The organism is Synechococcus sp. CS-1328 (genome assembly GCF_025128095.1).
Taxonomy (GTDB): Bacteria; Cyanobacteriota; Cyanobacteriia; order PCC-6307; family Cyanobiaceae; genus CBW1002.
Map to the genome: position 1 here is coordinate 1 of NZ_JAHLYT010000018.1, position 18,298 is coordinate 18,298.

At 65.0% G+C, this 18,298-nt stretch carries 10 protein-coding genes and 1 rRNA gene; 4 read left to right on the plus strand and 7 right to left on the minus strand.

The genetic code is table 11. The annotated features are described in order from the left end of the window. A partial coding sequence (locus KQ310_RS02845) for a YDG domain-containing protein (protein WP_259720274.1) occupies nucleotides 1–6,151 on the minus strand: 6,151 nt, incomplete at its 3' end. 663 nt (nucleotides 6,152–6,814) lie between these two features. Between KQ310_RS02845 and KQ310_RS02850 the strand changes: the two genes are divergently transcribed. After that, nucleotides 6,815–8,533, plus strand: a complete 1,719-nt coding sequence (locus tag KQ310_RS02850) for a ShlB/FhaC/HecB family hemolysin secretion/activation protein (RefSeq protein WP_259720275.1) — start codon at nucleotides 6,815–6,817, stop codon at nucleotides 8,531–8,533. 66 nt (nucleotides 8,534–8,599) lie between these two features. Here KQ310_RS02850 and KQ310_RS02855 read toward each other — a convergent pair whose 3' ends face one another. The 3 genes from KQ310_RS02855 to alaS form a co-directional block, all read right to left on the minus strand. After that, a complete protein-coding gene (locus KQ310_RS02855; protein WP_259720276.1) occupies nucleotides 8,600–9,013 on the minus strand; it encodes a hypothetical protein in 414 nt (137 codons plus the stop codon). A gap of 55 nt (nucleotides 9,014–9,068) precedes the next feature. Further along, on the minus strand, nucleotides 9,069–9,758 hold the full coding sequence (locus tag KQ310_RS02860; protein ID WP_259720277.1) for a Crp/Fnr family transcriptional regulator: 690 nt from the start codon (nucleotides 9,756–9,758) through the stop codon (nucleotides 9,069–9,071). Nucleotides 9,759–9,846: 88 nt separating this feature from the next. Further along, nucleotides 9,847–12,579, minus strand: coding sequence for an alanine--tRNA ligase (gene alaS / locus KQ310_RS02865; protein WP_259720278.1), 2,733 nt, complete (start codon nucleotides 12,577–12,579; stop codon nucleotides 9,847–9,849). A gap of 68 nt (nucleotides 12,580–12,647) precedes the next feature. On the opposite strand from alaS, the gene KQ310_RS02870 reads away from it, so the two are divergent. Together KQ310_RS02870 and KQ310_RS02875 are read left to right on the plus strand one after the other, a co-directional pair. Continuing rightward, the gene (locus KQ310_RS02870) at nucleotides 12,648–13,079 is read left to right on the plus strand and encodes a hypothetical protein (RefSeq protein WP_399237491.1); all 432 of its coding nucleotides are present in this window, start codon (nucleotides 12,648–12,650) and stop codon (nucleotides 13,077–13,079) included. A gap of 27 nt (nucleotides 13,080–13,106) precedes the next feature. Continuing rightward, nucleotides 13,107–16,208: a DEAD/DEAH box helicase gene (locus KQ310_RS02875; RefSeq protein ID WP_259720280.1), complete on the plus strand. Its 3,102-nt coding sequence runs from the start codon at nucleotides 13,107–13,109 to the stop codon at nucleotides 16,206–16,208. A gap of 10 nt (nucleotides 16,209–16,218) precedes the next feature. On the opposite strand, the gene KQ310_RS02880 is transcribed toward KQ310_RS02875, so the two are convergent. Beyond that, nucleotides 16,219–17,145, minus strand: coding sequence for a class I SAM-dependent methyltransferase (locus KQ310_RS02880; protein WP_259720281.1), 927 nt, complete (start codon nucleotides 17,143–17,145; stop codon nucleotides 16,219–16,221). Nucleotides 17,146–17,321: 176 nt separating this feature from the next. Here KQ310_RS02880 and KQ310_RS02885 point away from each other — a divergent pair, with 176 nt between their 5' ends. After that, nucleotides 17,322–17,660, plus strand: a complete 339-nt coding sequence (locus tag KQ310_RS02885; RefSeq protein WP_259720282.1) for a hypothetical protein — start codon at nucleotides 17,322–17,324, stop codon at nucleotides 17,658–17,660. Nucleotides 17,661–17,666: 6 nt separating this feature from the next. On the opposite strand, the gene KQ310_RS02890 is transcribed toward KQ310_RS02885, so the two are convergent. Beyond that, on the minus strand, nucleotides 17,667–17,948 hold the full coding sequence (locus KQ310_RS02890) for a hypothetical protein (protein WP_259720283.1): 282 nt from the start codon (nucleotides 17,946–17,948) through the stop codon (nucleotides 17,667–17,669). A gap of 239 nt (nucleotides 17,949–18,187) precedes the next feature. Further along, nucleotides 18,188–18,298: ribosomal RNA gene (rrf, locus tag KQ310_RS02895) — 5S ribosomal RNA — on the minus strand; the annotation flags it as partial.

The following is an 18,298-nucleotide window of genomic DNA, read 5'->3' on the forward strand; positions in this document are numbered from 1 at the left end:
CACCAACACTCACCACATCACTGCCCAGCGCCGTCACTGCCGCGCTGCCACTCAATGTCGCTGTTGTTGTCGTGTCATACACCTTGTTATCAGCGATCAGACCCGATACCGACAGATTCGCCGGCGTGATCTCGGCAATAGCACCAGTTGCAGTTGAAGAAGCCAACTGATATCCATAAACAGGAACCGAACCAAGAGCAACACTGCTCTGCACAGAATCGATGGTGAGACCGGTGAGCGTTACGGACTTACCTGTTCCAACATCTTTTGTGACGAGGCTGCCTAGCAAAGGAGGCAAAGGAGACAGGGCGATCTGATCTCCACCGAGAATGCCAGAAATGCTCAGATTCGAGGGATCCAGCGTGATCTGAGTGGAGGCATCGTAGACGCGGCTTACCGAACCAACGAGATCAACGGAAAGAGTAGGTGCAGCCGAATAGAGAAACCCATTTCCTGTTCCAAGAATTCCCAGGGTATCCCCAAAAGAGATGTTATACTGCTTGAAGGATGGAAGAAGAGACCCTATAGCATCCAGTACGGGAGTAGATGAATAGACCAACCATTGAGCACCGCTCTCGACAACCAACGCAGGGCTGGAAGACAAATTCTGAAAAGCGCCGGCCCCACTCCCTAAAACAATCGAGTTTCCGGTTGCTGCGGAGGCCGTAAGGGAGTTGGTGAGTGTAAGACCCAATGCCGCATCCACGCTGATGCGACCGGCCGTGATCGCAGCCAAGGTGACGGCGCCCGCCACTCCACTCCCCAACGTCTGAGACGACAGCTGAATGACCACCTCGCCAGTACCAGCATCACCAGTATTCAGACTTGTTCCTGGCGCCATCGTGATCACTGCAGCACCAGCATCGCGAAAAAGGGATTCTGCCGCTGCCTGATTCGCAAGCAAGCGAATATCAGAACCGTCTGTGCTGATGCTGGAGTTCAGCAGGATGGATCGACCGGCTTCTAGGGAAAGGGAACCGCCAGTCCCAATCGGATTGTTGATGTTGATATCGGATGATGCATTCAGCGTGATGTCATTATTCGCTTGAAGGACAACCGCCGTCCCTCGATTGGCAATCGCCTCAATTTGGGCAGGCGTAAGGGTCATATCACCGCCAGGCTGAACGGCATAGCCATATTCATTCGCCGCAACCAATTGCAGCAATCCAACATTGGAAGCCGCGCCATTATCATAAAGTGGGGAACCGACCAGGAATTGATCGCCTGCCACCGGGGTGAGATAAGACGCACAACCCTCGGAGCATTCACCACCATAGTTGGAAAAAGCCTGATCTCCCACCAAGGAATTTGATGAGGAGACCACTCCCGTGAGCCCGCGGGCGGCATCGACCCAGGTCACGGCACCTGCCTGGGAGCCACTGGTCAGAGCAGGATTGGCCCAGTAAGGCGTATGTACAAGATAATTACCGCTCTTGAGAACAACAATCGACTGATCGCCAACAGCATCAAATGCAGTTTGTCCAACCAATGAGTTGGATGAACTTACAAATCCAGCCAGGCCACTCGTGCCATCGATCCAAGTACTGGCACCTACATCTTCCACAGCCCCATGATCCCAACCTGGACTTGAGACCACGGCATTACCCGAGGAAAGTGATTGTACCGAGTCGAAACCACCGCCAATTCGATCAAATGGAGAGGATCCCACCAGAGAATTCAACTCGGAAATGGAACCACCGACATCACCTGTCAGCAACTGTCCGTTTGTCCCACTGACCCAGGTCACAGCACCCACATCCGCCAACGCACCCGAGGTGAAAGGGAGATCCCATTGAGGACTGGAAACCAGATAATTCCCATTGCTCAGCCCAACGACACCACCCGAACCCACACGATCCGACAACGTGCCGCCCGTCAGAGAGTTTTGCGTACCCACTGCGCCAACTGTTCCCCCCGTTGAGCCATCTGTCCAGGTGACGGCTCCCACATTGCGATTAGTAGGATCAAGATCCCAATTAGGACTGATGACTACGTAGTTTCCTGTTTCGAGGGCAACGACGCCACGATTGCCCAGCCAGTCATCCGCAGAAGTTCCCACCAATGAGTTGGTGGAAGCAACAATGCCGCCAACTGTTCCCGGTACAGCTCCCGTGAGCTCACCGTTGCTCCCATTGACCCATGTGACAGCACCATAATAGGCGCCACTTCCATCGCCGCTCCATTCAGAGCTGGTGACAACGTAGTTCCCGTTGACAAGCTCAGTGATCTGATAAGAGGACGTGAAGCCAATTCCCCAAGCACCCACTCGGTCTCCATCGGAGCCCACCAAAGAATTGGTGGAACTGACTGCTCCAGAAATGCCAAGATCCCCATCTCCCCAGGTGACGGCACCGGCATTGATCGCCGTTCGCGAAACATCATCCCAATCTGAACTGACGACCACATAATTTCCATTGGCCAGCGCCGTGACCCCATAGAAACCCACCGCATCATTGGCGCTGGAACCAACCAGAGAGTTGGTCTCACTCACCAGACCAGAGGTCCCAGCCACGCCATTTCCCCAAGTCACGGCACCAACATCGATCGCTGCACCGTCCCAATCCGGACTACTGACCACGTAATTCCCGTTGGTCAGAGGAGTCACGCCATAGTTGCCAACGGCATCACCGGCGCTCGATCCCACCAAGGAATTGGACTCCGTCACCTCACCAGCAAGGCGGGTCGTACCCGTACCGTCACCCCAGGTCACGGCACCCACATCAAGGGTGGACAAGGTGTTGTCCCACTGCGGGCTGAGCACAACAAAGTTGCCATTGGTCAACTCGATGACGCCATCCGAGCCGATCTGATCATTCGAACGACTGCCAACCAAGGAATTTCCCTGCCCGACAAAGCCCGTCATTCCGCTGGTGCCATTCCCCCAGGTGACCGCGCCCGCGTCCGCGATGCTGGGCCTGTCCCATGAGCTGCTGACGACCAAATAGTTGCCGTTGGCGAGACCCACAACCCCATTGCCGGAGTTCCAGCCAACCCAATCATTGGTGTTGCTACCTACCAAGGAATTGTCGCTACTGACAACACCAGTGAGTCCAAACCTACCATCCACCCATGTGACCGCTCCAGCCCCAGAGATGGTCGCAACCGTGGAGACCAGATTCCAATCAGAGCTGGTGATCACATAGTTGCCATTGGAGAGAACTGTGATTCCGTCAACGCCAACCCGATCGTTCGCACTGGATCCCACCAGGGAATTCAATGAACTGATTTCACCTGCAATCCCCAGGCTTCCATTCCCCCAGGTCACGGCACCGACATCAGCAACGGCGCCATCGGTGGCAGGAGAATCCCAGAAAGGGCTGGCAACAGCATAGTGACCATTGCCCAGGACTTTTACCCCATTCGAACCAACCCCATCCCCCGCACTGGATCCCACCAGGGAATTCGCCGAGCCAACCACGCCCGACATTCCAGTACTGCCATCCCCCCAGGTCACAGCACCCGCATTCACCGCAACCGTACCGTTGTCCCAGAAGGAACTGAGGATCACATAGTTTCCATTCCCGAGGGAAACAGCTCCTCCACTACCAACGGAATCCAACGATGTGGATCCCTGCAGGCTGGACAGGAGCGCCCCTGTGGTGCCATCAAAGAGGTAGGCCGCACCTGTATCGACAGCAACCAGAGGATCGAAATCATCGAGGGGATCGAGGGCAACGATGTTCCCCCCTGGAAGCACGAGAATGGACGAACCGAATTGATCACCAGCCCGAGGATTCGGATCCACCAGCTGGGTCACGCCATACCCCACCTGCTCCTGGATGGGGTTGGCATCAATCACGATGTTCTTGGGATCCAAAAGCAGCGTGCCCGCAGCACCACCCTGCGGCGCACCGGCATCAGCCTGGCCGCTGAACCGCAACAACTCCTTGCCAGATACCTCCAGCAGCCCACCATCCCCCCCCTCAGCACCACCACGGGCACTGACGCTGCCTGAGAAACGGGTGACCTGCTCCGACCAGACCACCACCTCTCCGCCATCGCCGCGACGGAGCGCATCGGCCTTCAAGACAGAGGTGGAACTGACCGTGGTGGTCGAAGCATTCGCGGCTCCGGAGGTCAGCGCTGCACCCTGAAAACCACCACCCACATGGACAGTGCCACCACCAGATGTGCCGCTCGCATCGGCCGTGGCGGCCTGAAGGGTGAGCGTGGCAGCGGACAGGTCGATCGAGCCGCCGATCGCCTGCTCACCGGTGCCGATCGCCTCGTAGGTGCCGGAGCTGAACACATTACCTTCCGCGGATACCGAGATGCTGCCGCCGACTTTCGTGCCACTCGCCTGCAGGCGGGAGTTCACCGTCTGGACAAGATTGCCGCCTGCCTGGAGCGTGATCGAACCACCCTCGCCGGTGAAGCCTTCCGCCTGGATCGGAGCCAGGCTGACGATGTTCTGACTCGCCACCACCGAAATCTGGCCGCCGCTGCTGCCGCTGGATTGAATCCCGCCGCCCTGCAGCACCGTGCCGCCGGCGATCGTCACCTGGCCGCCCCGGCCGCTGGGCGGTGGCGTTGCAGGCGCTGCCGTCACCACCGGTGGCGATGCAGCCCCGGGGGCAGAAGCCAGCCCTGCAGCAGGGGAGCCTGTCCCCTCCAGGGCAGACACGTCACTCCTCAGGGGAGCGCTCACTCCAACCTCCAGCAGTGGTGCTTGCACCACAGTCACGGCGTCCGGTGGCGGTTCCGCCAGCGCCGCGTTCAGGTCTGTGGTGCCGCTCTGCGGCGCAAAGCTCCAGCTGCCGCTTGTGCCGCTGCTCTCCACCACCGTGCCGGCACTGCCGCTGACGCTGCCGCTGGTGCTGCCACTGCCGCCGCCACTGCCGGAGGCATCAATCGTGCCGCCGCTGATCAAGACCAGCTGACCCTTCAGGTCAATCCGGCCCCCATTGGCCAGCACCGGCTCAGCCAAGGATCCATCGGCCGCTGCTGGCGGCTTTGCAGCGGGGAGGGCCGCATGCACCGGGGCAGATGGCATTGCATCACCCGACCCCGCATCAGCTGGACCGGAGTTGCCTGATCCCGACTCAGCCACGACCAACGCACCAGATGGCCCTACTGCATCGCTGCTGGCCCCAGGCACTGCCCCTGAAGACGGCTCCGTGGCTGTCGTCGATCCCTCGCTGGCGCCATCAGCTCCTGCCTCAGAGGCATCCGTGCCTGCCGCAGCAGATGTCTCGCTACTTGTCTCGCTGGCCGTCTCGGTAGAGGTCTCGGATCCACCGGTCTCCGCTCCACCGGTCTGGGATCCATCACTGCCGGCCTCACTGGTCGACTCCGCCGCCGCTGTCCCAGCACCGTCTGGCTCACTCGGCGCCACATCGCCATCGCCGCCAGTGGCCAGCACCTCGCTGTTCTCCAGCGTCAGATCTCCCACCGCCGCCAGCACCACCGTTCCGCCGCCGGTCGCTCCGCTCGCATCCAGACGGCTGTCACGAACACTCACGGTGTCTCCCTCCACCGTGATCCGCCCGCCCACACCGTCTGGGCTGCTCACGTTCAGCTCACTGGCGCTGATGCTCACATCACGGCCGGCCACCTCGATCTCGCCGCCGCTGACCAGCAGACGCGCCGCCTGCACAATCACATTGCCGCCCTGGGCATCGAGCAGCAGGCTCTGATCCACCGTGAGCGTGCCGCCATCGATGCTCAGATCGCCATTACTGCTCAACCCCAACACCGCCAGACTGGCCGGGTCGGTCACCAGGCCAGAGCGGCCCCGCAGCGGTTCACCACTGAGCAGGGCCGCCTGGGCCGGCGTTGTTCCCAGCACATCAAACAGGCCGGATCCAATCCGCAACCCCGTGGCGGTGCTGAGATTGAGATGCTGCACATTCTGGAAGCCGCCGGATCCGCTGATCGTGATCCCGCCAGGAGACAACCAGAACAGATTCCCTTTGCTGCTCAGTGAAATAGGCTTATCAATAAAACTACCCAGGGAATTGATCACCCCCACCATGACATTGCTATATCCACCTGACTCGATTCGTACACCCGTGATACCACCGCGCGTATCGAATGCGCCAAAGCGATGAAACAGGTTGCTGCCGGCGCCCGTGCCACCACTCACGCCGCACAGACCGGCATTGCAGCTGCCGTCCTTGACGCCATTCACCACCGTGCCCAGGCTCCTCACCCCGGCCGCTCCCTTGACCTCCGCTGCCGCAGGGCCGACGCCCAGCAGCAGGCTGGTGAGGCTCAGACCGGCCCCGAGGCCCAATTGCCAAAGCCGAGATCTTGCCTTTGCCGCCATGGAGGCTCGCAACTCACGCCGAAGCAGCGACACACCCAGGCCCCCATGGCCGTGCAAATTGCCGCGCGCCGTCCGGGCCATCGCCATACCACGTCAGAATCTGTTAACCCAACCTAATGGCTTGGCACAGATTCATCACATCTGCGCAGAAGCAAATTCAGAGCAACAGCCAAATCTTTTTATCAGCAAACTCTCAGCTTGCTCTGAAGCCACGACCGATCAACCACTACCGAGACACCAGCACCGCAAAACTGGCAAGGCAAAACCGGTCACGCCAATCCGGCAACGCCAAGCAGATGCGTTGGCAAACAAAATGCCTCTGGCCATGTCTGTAGCACTCGCTACTCAAACCTCCCTGACTGGTTGCAACAGCTGATCTGACAGAACGAAAAGCCCGCTCTGGGCTGGACACCGGCGCGGCAGGTCTCGAGCTCAACAGCACCGCCGGAAGCTGGTCACACGATCAAAGCAGCGGCACAGCAGCCCTGGCGTCCTGAACCATTCGAGCCAAAATCCGTACTCCTATTGCGTTCTGCGGGCTTTCAGATGTTCCCCCTGCTCGCCCAGCTGGTCGCGCCTCCGCTGCAGAACAGCCCGATCCGGCTGCCCGGACCCGATGCGGGAGAGCAGCGTCCTGCCCCCAGAGGGGAACAGCAACCGGTTCCGGTGGAGATCCAGGAACCGGTTGAACCCGAGACCCCACTCCAGACGCCCGAATCCCCAGATCAACCCGGCACCCTGCCGACGCCCACACCCGGCGACTCCGGCAGCAGCGCAGCGCCCCGGGTGGAGGGGATCACGGTCTACAACGCCTCGGAGTTGTCGGCAATCCTGACCGGGTGCGGTGCCGGAGAGGCACCGGCCAAACGGCTCGAGACCTGTGCCGCCGCACTCACGGCCCGGCTAGTGGCCGATGGCTATCTCAATAGCCGCGTCTATGTGAAGCAGGCGCCCGCCCCGGGCTACCTGGAGGTGGTCGAGGGGCGCGTGGTGGAGCTCCGCGTCAACAGCGACGACGGCCGCCTCAGCCGCAAGGTGTCAAGGCTGCTGGCTCCCCTGCAGGGCTCGGTGCTGCACTTGCCCACCGTGGAGCAGCAGCTGCAACTGCTGAAGCGCCTGCCGGGCGTGACCAACGTGCGCGGCAACCTCTCACGGCTCGGCAGCGACCCCTCCCAGGCGGTCTTCACGGTGAGCTTCCAGCCCAGCGACCAGCCCTGGCAAGGCGAATTCTCCCTCCGCAACGACGGCTCGAACGGCTCCGGTGAAGCGCGCGCCATCGGCACGATCGCCAAGGCCAACCTCGCCACCCGCGGCGACACCCTGCTGCTCTACACGGAGCTCGACTCCGACAACACGCCCTCGCTCGGGGCCGTGATCACCTCGGTGAGCTACACGGTGCCCCTGGCCGATCAATGGAACTTCACCGGCGCCTTCGGCTACAGCCGCCGCAACCTGATTGAGCTGCCCTCGCCCACCAACGCCATCTCCACGACCCAGTTCCAGGGGCTGGGCCAGGTCGAGTGGGTGTTCAAGGACACCCTCAGCCAACGCTGGAGTCTGTTCGCCGGATTCAGCGGCGACCGCAGCAACACCTATCTCGACGGCAAGGCCCTGCCGGATCTGGTGCCGGAGAGCGTGCGCTCTCCCAGCAATGGCTACGTGCGGGTCGGGCTCGCCGCCAATGGCCTCAGCGGCTCGCTCGGCTGGGCCGGCAACGTCTATCTGCTGCAGGGCATTGCCGCCGCCACGTCGTCGCAGCAGCGCAAGGAGCTGGCTCAGGTGGATCTCTATCCCGGTGAATCCACCGCCCTCGGTGGCCTGATCTCAGCGGCCTGGGCCTTTGCCCCCAGCTGGCAACTGAACCTGCGGGCCGGCGGCCAGGTGGCCTTCAAGCCCCTGACCAACTCGATGCAGTTCACCGTGGGCTCCGATGCGGGCATCCGCGGCCTGCCCGGTCAGTTCCTCAGTGGCGACAACGGCTGGCTCGGCACCGCCGAGGTGGCCTGGACCTTCTGGCAGAAGAACAACCAGAGCCTCCAGCTGGTGCCGTTCATCGGCGTGGGTGGCGTGAAGACAACCCTGGCGGGGGTCACCTTCTCTGACACGGTTGGCTCCGGCGGGATCCTGGCGCGCTGGTTGGCCGGCAACAGCTGGCTGGTGGAACTGGGCTGGGTGGAACAGTTCGAAACCAACGACAACCTGGGCGAATGGACCGACTGGGCCCTGGGCAAGGGCCTCTACGCCCAGGTGAAGTACCGGTTCTGAGCGCCAACTCCATGAACACCATCTGTCGGAGAGTCGTCTGGCTGAAAGCCGTCTGAACGCGAGGCTCTACAGCCCTTCAAAGCGCACGTTGAGATTGAGCTTGCCCGGACCGATCGCAGTGGACTGCAACACCAAGGCCGCTGTCTTGCCGTCGGGGGTGCCATCCACCGTGGTGCCGCTGGGCGGATCCATCACCAGGTTGAAGCCCCAGGCACCGCTCACCGTGTTGATCGTGCGTTCGGTGTAGCCCTGCTGGCTGAGTGCGCTTTTCACCTTGGCCAGCAACTGCTCGGGCGTGCCACCCAGCTGGGTGTTGAGGCTGGTCTGGCCGATCGCATTGGCGGCGAACAGAGAGGGAGCGGGCTTGGGAAGCGGCAGCTTCAGCCCCTTGAGCAGCGACGCCGCCGGTGCGGCCCAGGCGGCAGAGGCACTGACCACAAGCAACGCCAGGGTCGCCACGGGAGTCCAGACGAAACGCATCGGTGGCCACATCACAGGCTTTGGAGGCTAGGCCGAAACCGATGCCGCGACCCGATCAGTGCCAGAGCCCCCGTTTGCGCAAGGGCGCCAGGTTGGTGATGCGCATCCCCTCCTCGCCGCAGCTGACGGTGCCCTGGCGCCGCAGCTGGCTGAGGGAGCGCGATGCGGTTTCACGGGACAAACCGGCAATGGCCGCCAACTCCCGCTGCGGCAAGGGCGGCACCAGGGCCTCGGGATCGCGGGCAGGGTCGCTCTGCAGGGCAAGTTCCAGCAGCGCCGCCAGCAGGCGCGTGGTGGCATCGGCCCCACGGAGCAGGAAGCGCTGATTGAGCGCCCGCAGGCGCCGCGCCTGAAGCCGGGCCATGGCCAGGGCCAGACGCCCCTCACGCTCAAGCAGCCGGCGAAACGGCTCGGATCGGAGCTTCACCACCTGCAAAGCGGTGAGTGCCACCACATCGGCCGTGCGCCGCCCATCCACCAGCACCGCCATGTCGCCGAGCAGGGCCTCCGGGCCGAGCACCGCCAGGGTCACCTCCTCGCCATCGGCAGAGAAGCCCCGCACCTTGGCCATGCCGGAGCGCAAGACCAGCAGACCCATGCCCTCGTCTTCCTCCATCACCACCACCTGGTCTGCTGGCAGGGAGACCGAGAGCTGCCCCTCCAGGAGCGGCTCGAGGAGTGCCGCATCGATTCCCTGGAACAGGGGAAGCCGGGCCAGATCCGAGCAGCTGAGGGGAACGGGCATGGACGAACCGATCTCAGCAGGGCTGGGGAGTTCCATCTTCTCGCCCCGACCTGCGGCTGCAGTGGTGAAAGTGCAGTGGTATCAGCAGTCACCCCGCCAGGGCACGACCCAGCTCCTGCCGGGCCGCCGCCAGAGCCCCCTCCAGGGCCGCCCCATCCCGACCGCCGGCCTGGGCCAGGTTGGGCCGGCCACCGCCGCCGCCGCCGCAGGCCCGGGCCACCCCACCGATGAACGTACCGGCCTTCAGGCCTGCCCCGACCACCGCCGTGCCGAAGGCCGCCACCAGGATCACCTTGCCCAGGTCGGCGGGGTCGGGCAAACCACCCAGCACCACCGCCGCGCCATCCCCGAGTTGATCCGCCAGCTGCTGGGCGGCGCTCTGCAGTCCGCCCCCCTCCACACCATCGAGCCGGGCCACCAGCAGCCGGTAGGACCCAGCAGCACCGTTCACAGGTTCGGCCTGTCCCGCCAGGGCCGCCGACTTGGCCAGGGCCAGCTCCTGGCGGCTGCACGCCAGGGCCTTGGTCGCGCCCTTCAGTTCCTCCTGCAGGGCGCTGACACGCTCGACAATCTCGCCGGGCTGGGCCTTGAAGCGATCCCCCAGGGCCTTCACCACCGCCTCGCGCTCCTGCAGATAGGCCAGCACCGCCGGCCCCGCCACCGCCTCGATGCGGCGAATGCCGGCCGCTACGCCACTCTCGGCCACGATCTTGAACAGGCCGATCTCGGCGGTGTTGGCCACATGGGTGCCACCGCACAGCTCCATCGACACACCGGGCACATCCACCACCCGCACCACAGCGGCATATTTCTCCCCGAACATCGCCACAGCACCGGCGGCCTTGGCCCTCTCGATGTCCATCTCCTGCACCTCGAGGGTGTGGGCATCGGCGATCCAGCCGTTGATCAGCGCCTCGATCTGCTCCAGCTCCGCGGAGGTCACCGCCCGGGGGCAGTGAAAATCGAAGCGCAGCCGATCGAAGTCCACCAGAGAACCGGCCTGGGCAATGCCGGGATCGACCACCTGTTTGAGGGCCGCCTGCAGCAGGTGGGTGGCGGTGTGGTTCGCCTGGGCCCGGCGGCGGCAGGCGCGATCCACCTGGGCCGTCACCAGGTCGCCGATCGCCAGGCTGCCCCGCTCGATGCGGCCCTGATGAACGAACACGCTGCGATTGCGCGACACGCCATCGATCTGCACGATCAGGCCCGTTCCATCGGCACCGCCGCCCAGGAGCAGGCCGCGGTCGCCCACCTGGCCACCTCCCTCGCCATAGAACGGCGTGGTATCGAGCACCAGCTGCACCGCATCACCGGCCCGGGCACGTTCGGCCGGCTCGCCGTTCACCACCAGGGCCAGCACGCAGCTGGGGTGCTCCAAGGCCTCATAGCCCTTGAAGGCCGTGGCCTCCAGCTCCGCCGCCATCTGCTCAATCGCGCCCTGCAGGGTGAGATCCAGGCTCACTGCCGCGGCCTTGGCCCGCTGGCGCTGCTGCTCCATCGCCGCCTCGAAGCCGGCCAGATCCACCGTGATCCCGTGCTCCTCGGCGATCTCCTCGGTGAGTTCCAGGGGGAAGCCGTAGGTGTCGTAGAGCTCGAAGGCCTGGGCGCCACTGATCTGCAGCGGCCTGGCGGCCAGCACCTCGGCCAGCAGCTTCTCGCCGCGCTCCAGGGTTTCCAGAAAGCGGGCCTCCTCGCGAGCCAGTTCGGCCAGGATCACCTGCCTCCGCTCCTGCAGCTGGGGATAGGCCGTCTCCATCAGGTCGATCGACGCCTCGCCCATGCGGGCCAGGAACGGCTGATCGATGCCGAGCAAGCGGCCATGGCGCACGACGCGGCGCAGCAACCGGCGCAGGATGTAGCCGCGGCCCAGGTTGCTGGCGGTGACGCCATCACCGATCAGCTGGGTGATGGCACGGCTGTGGTCGCCGATCACCTTCAGGCTCGTCTGGCCCTTCGCGTCAAGGGCGCGGTAGTCGACGTTGGCCAGGCAGGCGGCCGTCTCGATCAGGGGATAGATCAGGTCGGTTTCGTAGTTATTGGCAACCCCCTGCAGGATCTGGGCCATGCGCTCGAGGCCCAGGCCGGTGTCGATGTTGCGGTTGGCCAGCGGCGTGAGGCTGCCCTCCGCGTCGCGGTTGTACTGCATGAACACGAGGTTGTAGAACTCGATGAAGCGGCTGTCGTCTTCGAGGTCGATGCCGTCGTCGCCCAGTTCAGGCTTGAAGTCGTAGTAGATCTCCGAACAGGGGCCGCAGGGGCCGGTGGGGCCGGAGGCCCAGAAGTTGTCGGCCTCATCCATGCGGATGATGCGCTTCGGGTTCACCCCCACCAGATTGCGCCAGATCGCCGCCGCTTCATCGTCTTCACGGAAGACGCTCACCACCAGGTTCCGCGGCGACAGGCCGAACACCTGGGTGGAGAGCTCCCAGGCCCACTGGATCGCCTCCGGCTTGAAGTAATCACCGAAGGAGAAATTGCCCAGCATCTCGAAGAAGGTGTGGTGCCGCGCCGTGCGGCCCACGTTCTCGATGTCGTTGGTGCGGATGCACTTCTGGCTGCTGGTGGCCCGCGGCGCCGGCCGTTCCAGCTGGCCGAGAAACACCGGCTTGAACGGCAGCATGCCGGCGATGGTGAGCAGCACCGTGGGATCCTCCGGAATCAGCGAGGCGCTGGCCGTGCGCAGGTGGCCGCGCCGCTCGTAGAAGTCCAGAAAGGCCGCCCGGATCTCCGCACCGCTGCGGGGCTGGCCGGCGGCGGGGGTGGCGCCTGCGGAGGGGGCCTGGGACCCACCGGCAGCGGAACGGTCGGAGGCGGCGGCCATGGCCCTGCGATGCGAAGGAACGCTGAACAGGGCATGATCGCCCAGCGCAGGTCATCGCTTCCTTGCCGTTGTCCCTGGCCACCCCTGGTAGTCGTTCACAGCTGCGGCTGCAGTCGCTCAGCTGGGCCCTGCTGGCGGCTGGCAGCGCCGCTGCGCTGGGATTGCCGTTCGGCCTGGAGCCGGCCCTGCGATCGGCCGGCTGCGGCTTCTTCTATGGCCTGCTCGCCTTCCATCTGCAACGGGTCGATCCCGACGACTCCCACCTGCAGGCCGGCCTGGTGGGGGCGGTGTGCGGCATCCGCAGCCTGGGCGCCGCCCTGCCCCTGAGCCACTCCCTGCCGGAGGCGATCGCGGCCGCCAGCCAGGGGCAACTGGGGGCCGTACTGCCATCGATGATGATGGAGGTGATCCGTGGGTGGTTGCCGCTCTGGCTGCCACTGGTGGGCAGTGCCCTGCTGCTGCGCGGACTCCAACGTCTCCTGCCCGCTCTGCGGCCCTGATCTGCGGCACGGCCGTCTCTCCCTGCCATGAGCCTGCTGCACGCCACCTGGCTGTTTCCCCTGGAGGGATCACCTGTCCCCGCAGGAGTTCCGACCCGGGGACGGCTGCTGCTCTGGGCCGATACCTGGCGCGTGGCCAAGGCTGTCCAACCCGCCGCTGAAGCCCCCGAACACCCGCTCACCCTGAACTGGGACGACCTGGCCACCTGGCTGCAGGACAACGACTTCTGGTCCGAAGCGGTCCGTCCGGCCAGCGCCACCCTCACCTTGCCGAGCCGGCGCCAGGTGGCCCGGGGCCGCCGCAAGAGCGAGGAGGAGGGCTGGAGCGGACTGCCGCTGCAGGCCGGCGAACCGATTCCCAAGCAGGTGGAGTGGTGGCCCTGGCAGGTGGAGGGACTGGCCCTCGATGCCCCCGCCGCCGCCGAATGGCTCAGTGCCCTGCCGCTGTCGGGCCAGCATCCCGAAATGGCCGATGAACTGCGCTGGTGGAGCCACCTGCAGCGCTGGTCGCTCAGCCTGATCGCCCGCGGCCGCTGGCTGCCCCAGGTGGAAGGCGACATGGCGCGCTGGCTGCCCCTGCTCAACCGCGAGGACGACCGGCGCCGCCTGGAGGAACTGGCCAGCCGTCTGCCCCAGGTGGCCACCTGTGCCATGGCGGACACGGCCCTGGCCTGTCGCCGGCCCGGCAGTGGGCGGCTGCGGGTGGCCAGCCTGCTGGAGGCCCTGCTCGATGGGCAGCTGCGTTGCGGCTTCACCCCCGCCAGCGGCGGGCTGGATCCGCTGCTGCTGGCCTGGCAGAAGGCCCTGGGCCCGGGCAGCGGCGCCGTGGACCTCGACGGCGAAGCGACCGAGCGCCTCGAGGTGGCCACCCACCACTGGCGCGAAGCCGTGGCCGGCCAGGTGGCTCCGGCCCGCGCCTGCCTGGAACTGTTCACCCCGGCGGAAAGCGAGGAGCTCTGGGAGCTGCGCTTCTCGCTGCAGGCGGAAGTGGATCCAAGCCTCCGATTGCCGGCCGGAGCGGTCTGGGCCGCGGGCGACCGGCCCCTGCAGCTGGGCGAGATCCCGGTGCAGCAACCCGGCGAGCTGCTGCTGGAGGGGCTGGGCCGCGCCCTGCAGGTGTTCGATCCGATCGAACGGGGTCTGGAGGAGGCCACCCCCGAAGCGATGCAGCTCACCCCGGCGGAGGCCTTCGTGCTGGTGCGCACCGCCGCCGACCGCCTGCGGGACGTGGGGGTGGGGGTGGTGCTGCCGGCCAGCCTCAGCGGCGGCCTCGCCAGCCGGCTGGGCCTCTCGATCGAGGCGGAGCTGCCCGGCAAATCACGGGGCTTCACCCTCGGCGAGGGGCTCGACTGGAAGTGGGAGCTGATGATCGGTGGGGTCACGCTCAGCCTGCGGGATCTGGAGCGCCTCTCCGCCAAGCGCAGCCCGCTGGTGCAGCACAAGGGCGCCTGGATCGAGCTGCGCCCCAGCGACCTCAAGAACGCCGAGCGCTTCTGCGCCGCTGATCCACCCCTCAGCCTCGACGACGCCCTGCGCCTCACCGCCACGGACGGCGACACGCTGATGCGGCTGCCGGTGCACCGCTTCGTGGCGGGACCCCGGCTGCAGGCGGTGCTGGAGCAATACCACCAGCAGAAGGCGCCGGACCCGCTGCCGGCACCGGAGGGCTTCGCCGGCCAGTTGCGGCCCTACCAGGAGCGGGGGCTGGGCTGGCTCGCCTTCCTGCATCGCTTCGATCAGGGCGCCTGCCTGGCGGACGACATGGGCCTGGGCAAGACCATCCAGCTGCTGGCCTTCCTGCAGCACCTCAAGGCAGAACAGGAGCTGAAGCGCCCCGTGATGCTGGTGGCGCCCACCTCGGTGCTGACCAACTGGAAACGGGAGGCCGCCGCCTTCACCCCGGAACTGGAGGTGCGCGAGCACTACGGCCCGCGCCGCCCCTCCAGCCCAGCGGCCCTAAAGAAGGCCCTACAGGGTGTGGATCTGATGCTCACCAGCTACGGGCTGCTGCAACGCGACAGCGAACTGCTCGAGACCCTGGACTGGCAGGGCATGGTGATCGACGAAGCCCAGGCGATCAAGAATCCAAACGCCAAGCAGAGCCAGGCGGCCCGCGATCTGGCCCGTCCGGGCAAGCTGGGCCGCTTCCGCATCGCCCTCACCGGCACACCGGTGGAGAACCGCGTCAGCGAGCTGTGGGCCCTGATGGATTTTCTCAACCCCCTGGTGCTGGGGGAGGAGGCCTTCTTCCGCCAGCGCTACCGGCTGCCGATCGAGCGCTATGGCGACATGGCCTCCCTGCGAGACCTGAAGGCACGCGTGGGCCCGTTCATCCTGCGGCGCCTCAAGACCGACAAGTCGATCATTTCGGACCTGCCCGAGAAGGTGGAGCTGAACGAATGGGTGGGGCTGAGCAGCGAGCAGGCGAAGCTCTACCGCAAAACGGTGGACGACAGCCTCGAGGCGATCGCCCGCGCCCCCCTGGGCAAGAAGCACGGCCAGGTGCTGGCGCTGCTCACCCGCTTGAAGCAGATCTGCAACCACCCCGCCCTTGCCCTCAAGGAAGAGGGCGTCGACGGGCAGTTCGCCAGCCGCAGCGGCAAGGTGCAACGGCTGGAGGAGATTCTAGAAGAGGTGATCGAGGCCGGCGACCGCGCCCTGCTGTTCACCCAGTTCGCCGAATGGGGTCACCTGCTCCAGGCCCATCTGGAGCGCAAGTGGCGCCAGGATGTCCCCTTCCTCTATGGCAACACCAGCAAGGCGGAGCGCCAGGCGATGGTGGATCGCTTCCAGGAGGATCCCCGCGGACCACAGCTGTTCCTGCTTTCACTCAAGGCTGGTGGGGTGGGCCTCAACCTCACCCGCGCCAGCCACGTGTTCCACATCGACCGCTGGTGGAATCCCGCCGTGGAGAACCAGGCCACCGACCGCGCCTACCGCATCGGACAGCAGAACCGGGTGCTGGTGCACAAGTTCATCACCAGCGGCTCGGTGGAGGAAAAGATCGACCGCATGATCCGCGAGAAATCCAAGATGGCCGAGGAGATCGTGGGCTCCGGCGAAGACTGGCTCGGCGGCCTTGAGGTGGGACAACTGCGCGAACTGGTGGCCCTGAGCGACGACATCTGAACCAGCTCTCTCAGCCGGCCACCCGAGCGATCACGGCCCGGTGGCGCGACGAGCAGACAGAGCTGACGATCTCATCGAACCCAGCCTGACGCAGTTCCTCCTCCAGGTCGAGGGCGAAATAGGCATCCATGAACGGCTCGGTGCTCTTGAGCAAGGTCATCACGAAGGCCGGCATGGTCTGGTAAACGCCGCTGGCCGGATTCATATCCATCAGCGCGAAGCTGCCGCCGGGCTCCAGCAGCCGGCGCACTTCCCGGAAGATTCGCCGCGTGGTGCCCTGCGGCATCTCGTGAAACAGCAGGAAGGCCGAGACCAGATCGACGCTGCGATCCGGCAGCCCGGTGGCTTCCGGCAGGGCATGGATCCAGCGGGTCACCTTGGAGCCGCGCCGGGCGGCGTTGTAGGCGGCCAGGCTGAGGTAGTGGGGCGAGAAGTCGAGGCCGGTCACGCTCGCCGCAGGAAACGCCTGCTCCAGAGCGAAGCTGCTCAGCCCCACGGTGGCGTGCAGATCGAGGATGCGGGCCGGCGGCTGGGGGAGCTGGCTCTGCAGAACGGCGTGATAGCCCTCCCTCAGCGCCTGATCACTGGCGGGCCCGGCCTCTGGATAGAGGCTGGAGTGCACGGCATTGGAAGCCACCTCGAACTCATAGGCGGCCTCCCAGCAGAGGTGGCCGGCGTCGTAGCCGTGAAACGAGGCGGTGTAGTTGGCGGGGTAGGCGAGATCGACGCGCTGGATCGACTGCCACAGCGGCTGCCAGTCTTGCTGGCTCAACTCAGCCACGGTTTCCCGCCAGGGGATGCCGAGGCGCTCGGCCCGCTGGATCATCATCCGCCGCGCCTGTCCCTTGGCCAGAGCCCAGAGCGGCTTCACCGCCAGGGCTTTGCCCACCAGGCGACTGGTGAAATCAGGCCTGCGGGCTTCGGTGGCGACACGCATGGGCAAGGGGGATGGGCACCGATCCAGAACCTACCGCCCGTTGCCACACCTACAGCCCGTGGCCAGACGCCCCCCAAGGCCAGGGGAGCGAACTCTGCGATCAGCAGGCCTGATCAACACTTGGCAGGTGCGCCTGCCAGAGCTAGCCAGTAGGAGGGAGCCTGCGGGGAAGAGAGATGGAGGAGCAACCGGTGACGCCCCATGCCGCCCCCATGCTCGACGAGGACGGCCGTCTCACCTACGTCGGCAATGACGGGAGGCGCTACGTGGTGCTCGGCTTTCCGCACGACGTGGACGACGCCACCACCGAACGGGTGATGGAATCCCTGCGTGGCGGCAGCGATCTGTTCAACCGCATTGAAGGGCTGTGCCAATCCTGGCTGGCCCAGGTGAGCAGTGAGGACCTGCCGGAGCATGAAGCGCTGGTGCTGCTGCTCACCACACTCGAAACCAGCCTGGAAGATGCCATCGACGAGAAGGACGCGGATAGTGACGCGTCAGGCAGACCAGGTTGAGCCTTGTCAAACCAACGACAACAGTGCAGCGTCTTCGAGCGTGGAGCGCCCCCGCCGCCGGCCGAGGGGTTCAATCCAGTCTTCGCGGATGCTGTCGTGGTGCAGCTTGAACTGGGGCAGACGGCAGCCCAGCTGAATGGTGCCTTCATCGAGCAGACGACCCAGGCGCAAAGCCGTGGCCTCCTCAACGCGGGAGAAGGTGCTCTGCCGAGCGGTGACCCACGACAACTCCGACGGCGTGATCACGCCGCTGGCCAGGGCCTCCAGGAACAGCTCCCCGAGAATCATGAGAGGAACGTAACAAGCTGGAAACATTCTGCCGCCTTCTGGGGCGCCCCGTGGCCCACCGCCGCCAGGAGAGAAACCGGAAAAACCAGCCGGCGGCCAACCGAGGTGCCGGACAATCGCGACGGAAGTGCTTCCCCTACAGCCTGATGGGCAAGCGATCCATGACCCAGACACACGAAAACGCCTCCGATCGCGGCCATCAGGCTGCCATCGGAGGCGTCGTCGTGGAGCAAAGTTTGACCTGGCATCGAGCTATTTTCGCAGGAGGCTACCCTCCAACTATCGTTGCCGCTGCTGCGTTTCACAACCGAGTTCGAGATGGATCGGAGTGGGTCCACAGCGCCATGAAC

What these genes read in the sequence shown, in the direction of transcription:
- KQ310_RS02850 (WP_259720275.1), top strand. Translation starts at nt 6,815, where the DNA reads ATGTTCCCCCTGCTCGCCCAGCTGGTCGCGCCTCCGCTGCAGAACAGC.
- KQ310_RS02855 (WP_259720276.1), bottom strand. Translation starts at nt 9,013, where the DNA reads ATGCGTTTCGTCTGGACTCCCGTGGCGACCCTGGCGTTGCTTGTGGTC.
- KQ310_RS02860 (WP_259720277.1), bottom strand. Translation starts at nt 9,758, where the DNA reads ATGCCCGTTCCCCTCAGCTGCTCGGATCTGGCCCGGCTTCCCCTGTTC.
- alaS (WP_259720278.1), bottom strand. Translation starts at nt 12,579, where the DNA reads ATGGCCGCCGCCTCCGACCGTTCCGCTGCCGGTGGGTCCCAGGCCCCC.
- KQ310_RS02875 (WP_259720280.1), top strand. Translation starts at nt 13,107, where the DNA reads ATGAGCCTGCTGCACGCCACCTGGCTGTTTCCCCTGGAGGGATCACCT.
- KQ310_RS02880 (WP_259720281.1), bottom strand. Translation starts at nt 17,145, where the DNA reads ATGCGTGTCGCCACCGAAGCCCGCAGGCCTGATTTCACCAGTCGCCTG.
- KQ310_RS02885 (WP_259720282.1), top strand. Translation starts at nt 17,322, where the DNA reads ATGGAGGAGCAACCGGTGACGCCCCATGCCGCCCCCATGCTCGACGAG.
- KQ310_RS02890 (WP_259720283.1), bottom strand. Translation starts at nt 17,948, where the DNA reads ATGATTCTCGGGGAGCTGTTCCTGGAGGCCCTGGCCAGCGGCGTGATC.